Origin of the sequence: Microcystis sp. M49636_WE2, from assembly GCF_030065375.1 — a bacterium.
Taxonomy (GTDB): domain Bacteria; phylum Cyanobacteriota; class Cyanobacteriia; order Cyanobacteriales; family Microcystaceae; genus Microcystis; species Microcystis aeruginosa_C.
Genome location: NZ_JASJFG010000952.1, coordinates 1 through 3,925, shown reverse-complemented (window position 1 = coordinate 3,925; position 3,925 = coordinate 1). Strand labels below are relative to the sequence as shown.

Sequence of the window (3,925 nt, the reverse complement as noted above, 5' to 3'; positions counted from 1 at the left end):
TCCAGCATTTTTTCTGGATCTTCAGCCTTGCTCACCATATCATTGAGGTTAGCTCGGACAACTCGGCTAAGGCGATCGAATAAACCCATGACGCTCTTGTTCCTCTCGGTGTGTACTAAATCAGTTAACTGTTCTTAAAATTTCCCATCTTGCCTAACGGCTCATTCTCTAATATAAACCACGGGAGCTAGGATAGGGGATAGGAGTTAGGAGTCAACAGTCAAGAGTCAGGAGACAGCTTTTTTTCCCCACACCCTACACCCTACTTCATAATTCATAATTCATAATTTATAATTCCCTATCACCCATCCAAGTTTTCTTGTTTTAACTTGAGTAATTCCGCTTCAATTTGTTTTTGTCCCTCCAAATCTTGGAATTGTCGCTCTAAGGGGTCTTTATACCCGATTAAATCGGCTTGGGATTCGGCTTCTAGGACTTTTGCTTCTAATTTCTCGAAAATAGTTCCCATCTGACTGCTGTTCAAACTGCCCATAATTTCTTGGGCTTTTTGACTGGCACTCGCTGATCGCAATCTGGCCACATAAAGGCTTTTCTGTGCTTTCATCTCAGCATATTTGCGTTCAATTGTCAAGAGTTCTTTCTTTAATTTTTGTATAATAGCCGTCTGTTGTTGCAGGGAGATTTGTAGGGGGGCGATCTGACTTTGATAGGTTTGCCATTGGCTGAGAGCTTGGCGGGCGAGTTCTTCGTTACCGTGATTTAGGGCTAATTGGGCGCGTTCGTGCCAAGTTTGGGCCGCTTTTTCCTGTTGTTGTCGTTGGCGCTCGGTACGTTTCTGGGTAGCGACGGCCGCCGCCAGGGCTTGTCGCATTTGTATCAATTCCCCTTCCATCTCCAAGATCGCCTTTTCCAGCAGTTTTTCTGGATCTTGGTTTTCCTGAATCAGACTATTGACTTGGGCGCGAATTGCTTGGCCCATGCGATCTAACAAACCCATTGCCGTCCTCCCGATACCAACCCTAATAGTTTACCGAAGTGCCGCTCCTATCAATAATGATAGAACTAGGGACGGGGGACTGGGAGGGATTGACTGTTTCTGAAGGTGGCGGACTACTGGGAGAAGGGGATGCTTGTAATTCTGGCGGTAACTGTTTCATTAACTCCGCCGCATCCTGTGGGTTTTGATCGGCCAAGCGACGGGCTTTTTCCCGTTGAAAAAAGGGTAAATTAGCGGGTGATTCTTCTCTTTGGCGCAATTCCTCTAACATTCGTTCGTTAATGACCGCCGGAGAGGGGACGGGGGTGACTTGGGGCGGTGGTGGCGGTGGTGCGGAAACTAGGGAAGATACGGGCGGGGTACTGGGGTCCGGGGGGGAGACGGGTAAAGATTGCTCGATCTTACTGACGGGTAATTGATGGGCCGGCATCAGGGACGGTGGCGGATTCGGGGGTAAGAGGGCATTAGTCGGATTGATAGCGGTGGGGGGACTCTGAACCACTGGTGGGGCGGTAATATTAGTTATCGGGCTAGTTTTAACTGGAGGAGCGGGAATATTAACGCTCAGACTGGTTTGAGGAGTTTTCTGTACTGGACGAGCGATCGCTATCAATCGATCGAGGTGGCGGGAGTTATTTTGGTGCTGCTCGCGGGGGGAATTCTCAGCTTTCCTCGGGGTGGGGGTGGTGCTGGTTAACCATTGATTGAGACTGAGGAGACTATTGGCAATTAAAAAGATCACCATTGCCCGGATACCCCAAGGGGTAAAAAAGACATCTTTAGCTGGGGGATAGACGTTAATGACAGCAGCTTCGAGATATTCCGGTTCCCGAGCGGGATCGATGGCTGAACTGGGTTGATGGACGATCGAGAGAGGCAAATCTTGGGAGGATGGGGATCGATCGGATTTCATGACGGTATTATAGGGTTATGCTGAAAAGTTAAGTAGGTAGGCGTTAAAAATTATCAGAAACCCCCCTTATCAAGGGGGGACTAAGGGGGGATCGGCACCCCCCTTATCAAGGGGGGCAGGGGGGATCGAATCTAAAATCCATTTTTAATTTAATTATAACCAGCTACTTAGGGGTTTTTTCGTCCCAGTCTAACGTGGCATTCCCTAGATTTTCCCTATGTCTTTACATTCTCTTGACAAAATTTTGACGGTTATTACTCAACAGGCGGGTTGGGAGGAATATCGCCACTATGAGCAAGTGCTGCAATTATGGGCAAAAATTGTTAATCCCCGTCTGCTGGAGCAAACCCGGCCTTTTTCCCTGAGTCGTGGGGTTTTATCGGTGGCTACCAGTAGCGCCGCTTTAGCACAGGAATTGTCTTTACAACGCTATAGCTTATTAAAACGGCTTAATAGTCAGTTAGAGACTCCCCTGAGCGATATCCGCTTTTCTGCCGCCCGTTGGCAGCAGGATAGTCAGTTAATTCCCCCAGAAGCGATCGCGCCTAATTCCCTCAGAGATCATCCTAGTTATGTCACCCCGGAAAAACCGCCAGAAAATCCCCAGCAACTGGACGGTTTAGAGAGTTGGAGCCAGAAAATAGTTCACAGAACCCGATCCTGGCCAATTTGCCCTCGTTGTCAGTCTCCCACTCCCTCCGGAGAGCTTGAGCGTTGGCAATGTTGTGCTTTTTGTTTTGCCCAGTCGGGCGGGGTAAAAGATGCAATTTTTTTATAGTATTGTGGAAAGAGTGGTTTTGAGTCGGGAATCAATAGGCCTATCTTTTCTGTCTTAATTGAACCTGTATTCATCAATTCTATCGAGCTAAGGCTTGATCCCCGTTCTGTTATTGCTGATACTAGACCCAATAACCTCGGCCACAACTGAGTTTAACTCTTCAGTTTTGAGACAGTGCTGCTTTTTGCAAAGTAACTATTAAAAGATTCTAAAAATAAAATTTTTTTTGGGGATCACTAGAAACTATATGGCATATCAGTTCTAGCTATGCTAGTCAGGAAAATACCCTTGGCGCAGGGTAGGACAATATTACACAGAGCGAAAAGAGAGTCATCCTTTGAGTTCCTTATAATCATCTTCCTTTTAAAGCCAACCCATGCAAGCCGCAAACTTTCTTACTTCTTCCTGTCGATACTGCCGATACTATCAAACCCAAGGTCGGCGCGGTGGCACTTGTCAACAACTAGATGTTCCCGTCGAAGCTCATTGGAAAGCCTGCACTCTAGCGATGCCTCCTTTTAGCACTGAATGGCAACAACTCAATCGGGTGGTTAGTTTAGAACAGTCTCTAGAATTAACCTGTACGGTGTCGCCCACTCCCGTGGTGGTTTCCCCTCGTCGTCATGCTCCCCGACAACCGACGGCAGTTTAGAAGATCTGAGGCCTAAACAGGAGCAAAAAATTGGCGTTGCCCATTAAAAATATGAATTCACCCCTCCACATCTTTTCGAGCGCTATTTTTGAGATAATAGATGAGTTAATTGCCAAAATAAAGCTAGGAAAGGCGAGAGGCAGGAGTCAGGAGATGATTCTCCCCATCTCCCTCCGCAAGGCACACGAAGTGGTTCTCCCCACTCCCATCTCTCCAATTCATAATTTATAATTCATAATTCATAATTCCCACTTCCCGATAATTAATGTCGCCAGAATGCCCCTGATGACTTCTCATCGTCCCCTAAAAATTGGTATAGTTGGCACAGGGTTCGCCGCTCAACGTCGTGCTGAAAGCTTGCAAGCGGATGATCGCGCCCAGCTTCTGTATGTTAGCGGTAATAGTCCCGAATCGATCGCTAATTTCTCGCAAAAATACCAAATTTCTGCCCTAGATTCGGCACTAAGCCTTGCCAGCCATCCCGATCTCGATCTGATTGTCATTGCCAACGTTAATCAGGCCCATGCCTCGATCGCCCGTACTGCCTTAAAATCTGGTAAGCACGTTATCGTCGAGTATCCTCTGGCTTTCCACCCAGCGGCAGCAGCAGAATTAATCACCCTA

General features: G+C 47.4%; 6 protein-coding genes. 3 read left to right on the top strand and 3 right to left on the bottom strand.

The window, feature by feature from the left end; genetic code table 11:
• The 3 genes from PX484_RS21910 to PX484_RS21900 form a co-directional block, all read right to left on the bottom strand.
• The coding region (locus PX484_RS21910; protein ID WP_288105479.1) for a PspA/IM30 family protein at positions 1-89 on the bottom strand (89 nt) is incomplete at its 3' end.
• 212 nt (positions 90-301) lie between these two features.
• Positions 302-958 (bottom strand): PspA/IM30 family protein, encoded by a 657-nt coding sequence (locus PX484_RS21905; RefSeq protein ID WP_287767443.1) that lies wholly within the window; start codon positions 956-958, stop codon positions 302-304.
• Between the two features lie 22 nt (positions 959-980).
• The gene (locus PX484_RS21900; RefSeq protein WP_287767444.1) at positions 981-1,871 is read right to left on the bottom strand and encodes a hypothetical protein; all 891 of its coding nucleotides are present in this window, start codon (positions 1,869-1,871) and stop codon (positions 981-983) included.
• 217 nt (positions 1,872-2,088) lie between these two features.
• On the opposite strand from PX484_RS21900, the gene PX484_RS21895 reads away from it, so the two are divergent.
• The 3 genes from PX484_RS21895 to PX484_RS21885 form a co-directional block, all read left to right on the top strand.
• Positions 2,089-2,649, top strand: coding sequence for a DciA family protein (locus PX484_RS21895; protein WP_287668692.1), 561 nt, complete (start codon positions 2,089-2,091; stop codon positions 2,647-2,649).
• 376 nt (positions 2,650-3,025) lie between these two features.
• Complete coding sequence (locus PX484_RS21890; RefSeq protein WP_287668695.1) at positions 3,026-3,301, top strand: hypothetical protein; 276 nt, start codon at positions 3,026-3,028, stop codon at positions 3,299-3,301.
• Between the two features lie 276 nt (positions 3,302-3,577).
• On the top strand, positions 3,578-3,925 hold a 348-nt coding region (locus tag PX484_RS21885), incomplete at its 3' end, for a Gfo/Idh/MocA family protein (RefSeq protein ID WP_288105476.1).